This window comes from Streptomyces sp. NPDC054956 (genome assembly GCF_053609185.1).
In genome coordinates this window covers 1-5,018 of the sequence record NZ_JBSGXB010000434.1, presented here as the reverse complement: position 1 = coordinate 5,018, position 5,018 = coordinate 1, and the positions used below count along the sequence as shown (strand labels likewise).

General features: G+C 74.9%; 5 protein-coding genes. 3 read left to right on the top strand and 2 right to left on the bottom strand.

The features are described from left to right. The first annotated feature begins 113 nt into the window (after positions 1 to 113). The 3 genes from ACWGDE_RS36035 to ACWGDE_RS36025 are packed head-to-tail and all read left to right on the top strand — an operon-like array spanning position 114 to position 3,878. A complete protein-coding gene (locus tag ACWGDE_RS36035; RefSeq protein ID WP_453393294.1) occupies positions 114 to 230 on the top strand; it encodes an ALQxL family class IV lanthipeptide in 117 nt (38 codons plus the stop codon). Next, on the top strand, positions 223 to 2,022 hold the full coding sequence (locus tag ACWGDE_RS36030) for an ABC transporter ATP-binding protein (RefSeq protein ID WP_453393293.1): 1,800 nt from the start codon (positions 223 to 225) through the stop codon (positions 2,020 to 2,022). The genes ACWGDE_RS36035 and ACWGDE_RS36030 overlap by 8 nt, the downstream gene beginning before the upstream one ends. Beyond that, the gene (locus ACWGDE_RS36025) at positions 2,001 to 3,878 is read left to right on the top strand and encodes an ATP-binding cassette domain-containing protein (protein WP_453393292.1); all 1,878 of its coding nucleotides are present in this window, start codon (positions 2,001 to 2,003) and stop codon (positions 3,876 to 3,878) included. Before ACWGDE_RS36030 ends, ACWGDE_RS36025 begins: the two co-directional genes overlap by 22 nt. 5 nt (positions 3,879 to 3,883) lie before the next feature. On the opposite strand, the gene ACWGDE_RS36020 is transcribed toward ACWGDE_RS36025, so the two are convergent. Both ACWGDE_RS36020 and ACWGDE_RS36015 read right to left on the bottom strand, forming a co-directional pair. After that, entirely contained in the window at positions 3,884 to 4,159 is a 276-nt protein-coding gene (locus ACWGDE_RS36020) for an isoamylase early set domain-containing protein (protein ID WP_453393291.1), read from the bottom strand. A gap of 183 nt (positions 4,160 to 4,342) precedes the next feature. Further along, on the bottom strand, positions 4,343 to 4,765 hold the full coding sequence (locus ACWGDE_RS36015) for a CBS domain-containing protein (protein ID WP_453393290.1): 423 nt from the start codon (positions 4,763 to 4,765) through the stop codon (positions 4,343 to 4,345). Positions 4,766 to 5,018 lie beyond the last annotated feature (253 nt).

The window sequence follows — 5,018 nt, the reverse complement described above, 5'->3', positions numbered from 1 at the left end:
GCGGCAGGCCCCGCCGGAGCCGGACGGCCCGCCCCCAAGGCTGCCCCCGCCCCGGCACTCCCCGCACGCCGCGGCAACCCGGTGGCCGTCAACTCCCCGAGAGGAAAACCGCCATGGAGATCGACCCCGACGCCCTGCAGCTCCTGCCCACGCCGGAACCGCTCGCCTACGAGCGCTGCTGCCGGACCTGCTGCGTCTCGTGCCCGGCCACGGCCGCCACCGGTGACTGAGCACCACACCGGCTACGCCGCACCGGCCGGACGGACCGGGAAGCGCACGCTCCCGGCCCGGCAGCCGGTCCGCGAGGCCCTGGCACCCGTACGGCTGCGGCTGATCGGCCTGGCCGTCCTCATGGCGGTCCGGATCTCGGTCGGCATCGCCCTGCCGACCCTCCTCGCCACCGCGGTCGGCGCCGTGCTCGACGGCACCGACGTCCGCGGCCCGGCCACCCTGCTGGCGGCGGTGCTGGTCGTCGGCGGGCTCTGCGAGGCCGCCGCGGGACCGCTGGCCACCTCCGCGAACGCCACCGGCACCCTGCGGCTGCGCATGCTGACGGTCCGCCACCTCCTGTCACTGGGCCCCCGGTCCCCGCACGCCGTCGGCGACGCGGTCACCCAGGTCGTGCAGTCGGCACCGATGGCCGCGGGCCTGCCCGCCCGGGCCGCCGAGAGCGCGATCTCGCTCCTGGGCTCGGTGGCGGCGCTGGCCGCCCTGTGGTGGACGAACTGGCAGGCCGGGCTGGCCTTCACCCTGGCCATGCCGTTGACCGTACTGATCGCCCAGCGCTTCATGAAGGAGGCGGGCCGGGCCCAGGAGAACTACCTCGGGGCCCAGTCCAGGATCGCCGACGGGCTGGTGGCCGCGCTCGCCGGGGTCCGCACCATCCGCGCGGCGGGCACCCTCGCCGCGGAGACCGACCGCGTCCTCGAACCGCTGCCCGAACTCTCCGCCGCCGGACGCGCGATGTGGCGCACCGAGCGGGACGTCGTGTGGCGCCTGGGGCTCCTGCTGCCCCTCACCGACGTGCTGGTCCTGGCCGTGGCCGGCCTCGCGGTGGCCGACGGCCGGCTCAGCCCGGGGGGCCTGCTGGCCGTCTCCGGATACCTGGCCCTGGCCTCCGGCATGGTCGACCAGATCGACGCCCTGCTCGGGATCGCCCAGGCCCGGGCCGGTGCCCGCCGGCTCGGCGAGGTGTTCCGGCACGAGCCGCCCGCCGGGGGCACCGCGAGCACCGTCCCCGCGGACGGCGCCGTACGGCTGCGGGGCGTCACCGTCCGCCGCGCCGACGGTCCCGTACTGGACCGGCTGGACCTGGACCTGCCCGCCGGCGCCTCCGTCGCCCTGGTCGGCCGTACCGGTGCGGGCAAGAGCGTGCTGGCCGGCCTGCTCGGCCGGCTCTCCGACCCCGACGAGGGCGAGATCACGATCGGTGGCGTCCCGGTGCGGGACCTGCCCCTGGAACGGCTGCGCACCTTGGTGGTGCACGCCTTCGAACGGCCCGAGCTGTACGGGCGGACGGTCCACGAGGCGATCTCCTTCGGGCGCCCCGGGATCGGCCGCGAGGACGTGGTCCGGGCCGCCCGGGCCACGCGGGCCGACCGGTTCGTCCGACGTCTGCCGGCCGGCTACGACACCCCGCTGGACGAGACCCCGATGTCCGGCGGCGAGCGCCAACGGCTCGGCCTGGCACGGGCGTTGCTCCGCCCGACACTGGTCCACGTCATGGACGACGCCACCTCGGGCCTGGACACCGCGACCGAAGCCGAGGTCAGCCGCTCCATCACCGGACTGCTCGACGGCCACACCCGGCTCGTGGTGGCCCACCGCGCCGCCACCGCCGCCCGCTGCGACCTCGTCGCCTGGCTCGACGGCGGCCGCATCCGCGCCTTCGGCCCGCACGGCCGGCTCTGGGCGGACCCCGAGTACCGGGCGGTCTTCGGCCCGGCCGGCGCGCCCGAACCCCTCACCGACCCGGACCCCACGACGAAGGAGGAGCAGCGGTGCCGCGTCGAACACCGATGAGGATCGACTTCGGGCTCAGCGCCCCCGCAGCCCGACTGCTCGCCGACGGACTGCGCGGCAGCGGAGGGCCGCTGCGGCGGATCGCCGGCTGGTCGGCCCTGGAGGCCACCCCCGCCCTCGCCTCCGGCTGGGTCACCGCGGCCGCCCTCGACCACGGGTTCCTGGCCGGCCGGCCGGGAGTCGGACTGGCGTGGATCGCCCTGCTGGCCGGACTGTTCTTCGCCCGGGCGGCCGCCGAGCGCGCCCTGTTCACCCCCCTGTCCCAGGTCGTCGAGAGCCTGCGGGACACCTTGGTACGCCGCGTGGTGCGCGGCGTGCTGGAGCGTGCCATCACCGGCGGGCGCGGCGGCGGCTCCGCGGCCGTCGCCCAACTGAACGGCCAGGTGGACACCGTCCGCAACCTGACCGGAACCCTGCTGCGCACCGCCCGGCCGCTGAGCGTGTCGCTGCTGGCCGCCGTGATCGGACTGGCCGCGCTCGACCCGCTGCTCGCCGCACTCGTACTGGGGCCCCTGGTACCGGCGTTGGCGGTGTTCCTCTGGTCGATGCGCCGGCTGACGGCGCGCCGCCGGCTGCTCGTCCTCGCCGAGGAGAAGGTCGCGGGCCACGCCGGGGCGGCGCTCGCCGCGTCCCGCGACATCACGGCGCTGGCGGCCGAGCCGTACGCCGCTTCGATCGTGGAGGAGGAAGCGGCCGGGGCCGCCAGGGCTCAGGTCGCCGTCGGGAGGACGACCGCACTACGGGTTCCCGTGGTCCTGCTCGGCGGCCAACTACCGCTGATACTCCTACTGTTGGCCGGTCCGGGCCTGGTGGCGCAAGGGTCGGTCGGTCCCGGAGCCGTGGTCGGCGCGGCCGCCTACGTGGCGGCCCACCTGCTGCCGGCCCTGCAGATGCTGGCCGGCGCGGTGTCCGGGTACTGGAGCCAGTTGGGCGTGGTGCTCCACAGGCTGGCCGAGGCGGCCACGGTGCCGGAATCCGCTGCTCGATCGTCCACGTCGGGCCAGCCTTCAGGGTCGCCCGGGTCCTCCAGGTCTCCTTCCCAGCCATCAGAGGCGGTGACTGCGGCCCCGCGTGGGGCGACCCCAGACCTCTCGGTTCGGGATCTCGACTTCGCGTACGGTCCGCACGCCGAGCCCGTACTGCGCCGGCTCAGCCTGGACGTCCCGTTCGGCGACCACCTCGCCATCGTCGGCCCGAGCGGCATCGGCAAGTCCACCCTCGCCGCGCTGCTCGCCGGGATCGTTCCCCCGACCTCCGGCTCGGTGAGCATCGACGGCCGCCGGGTGACGGACCTCGAGGAGGCACTGCGCTGCCGGCTGTTCGCCCTCGTCCCGCAGGAGGCGTACGTCTTCCCGGGCACGGTCGCAGCCAACCTGGCCTATCTGGCTCCCGATGCCGGACCGGCACAACTGGAGCGCTCCGCCGCGGCGGTCGGGCTGACCGGGGTGATCGACCGACTCGGCGGACTCGACGCCCGGTTGAGCTCCCCGGCCACCGAACTGTCCAGTGGTGAACGCCAGTTGTTCGCCCTGGCCCGGGTCCACGCCAGCGCCGCCCCGGTGGTGATCCTCGACGAGGCGACCTGCCACCTGGACCCGGTCGCCGAGGCGCGCGCGGAGGCCGCCTTCGCCGAGCGCCCCGGCACCCTCGTCGTCATCGCCCACCGACTCGTCTCCGCGACCCGGGCGCGCCGGGTCCTGTTCCTCGACGGCGACCGGACGGCTTCGGGCACCCATGCCGAACTCCTCGTACGCAGCCCCCACTACGCGGAGCTCGTCGGCCACTGGGCGGGCACGACGGAAGCCGCCCTCGATGCCCTCGATGCCCGCGAGCAGGAGGTGGCAGGGCGCGGCTGAGCGGGTCAGGTGTGGAGGCGGCTGTTGGTGCCGTCGTGACTGTCGGCGGCCTCGTCGTTGAACCAGTAGTCGCCGGCCGCGAGGTAGCGGAAGGAGTGCATGCTGTGGCGGGGAAGTGAGACCGTCGCGGCACGCGTGCCGTCCCCGCGGGGCTCGAGGGGGTGGGCGGCGGGGTTCCAGTGGTTGAAGTCACCCACCACGCTGACGGGGCCGTCCGGAGTGTCCTCAGGGAGGACGAACGTGACCTGAGCACGGTTCTTGAGCTGCTTGCGTTCGAGCACGGATCAGTCTCCTGCGCGAAGGGAACGGACTACGGAGCCGGTGCATTCTCGCCCGTACGCGGCCCTTGGCCGCGGCTGTGCGACGGGCGTGGCGGGGACATCACCCGGCCGGGTGGTCCGCGAGCTGGTGTCCGATCGAAGGCGTACCGGCCCCCTCCTCGTGCGGCCCTCCTGTCGACGGGGTCACGTATCGGGCTCTGCCGCCGAGACGGCCGCGAGCGCGGATCCCGGATCCTGTTCGATGGCGAGATCGCCGAGGGTGACGACGCCGACGAGTTCTCCGTCCTCGGTCTGCACCGGCAGACGCCGCAGCGCATGCCGGCGTATCAGCGCGACGGCGTGGTCGACGCCGTCGTCCGGCCGGACGGTGACCGGCTCGGTACTGCAGACGGCGTCGACGGTGGTGTCCCCGGGATGCTTGCTCTCGGCGATGGCGCGGATGACGATGTCCCGGTCGGTCAGGATGCCGCGCAGCCGCCCCTCGTCGACGACCAGGACATCCCCGATGTCGGCGTCACGCATGACCCGTGCCGCCTCCGCCAGGGACGTCAGCCTTTCGACGGTCACCGGGTTCTCGGTCATCACTTCGTGGACGCGTCGGGTCATGGTTCCTCCCGCTGCTCAAAGCGGTTCCTGTCCGGCGACTACCCGCTCCCCCGTGCGCCAAGCGTCCGCTCGGCCCACCCGTGCCGGTCGCCCTTCCCCGGACTTGCGTGACCGGTTCCGGGGCCGGTATCGGCCCGGGCAGGGGCCCCGGCCGGGGACGCGGCTCGGGCCGGGGCGCCGGCGGAGGCTGGGGGTCGGGTTCGGGCTGCGGCGGTGCCGGGGGCGCCGGATCCGGTCCGCCCGGGCCGGGTAC

Bases quoted from the DNA above. Each gene is read 5' to 3' on its own strand.
- ACWGDE_RS36015 (WP_453393290.1), bottom strand. From the start codon at position 4,765: ATGACCCGACGCGTCCACGAAGTGATGACCGAGAACCCGGTGACCGTC.
- ACWGDE_RS36035 (WP_453393294.1), top strand. From the start codon at position 114: ATGGAGATCGACCCCGACGCCCTGCAGCTCCTGCCCACGCCGGAACCG.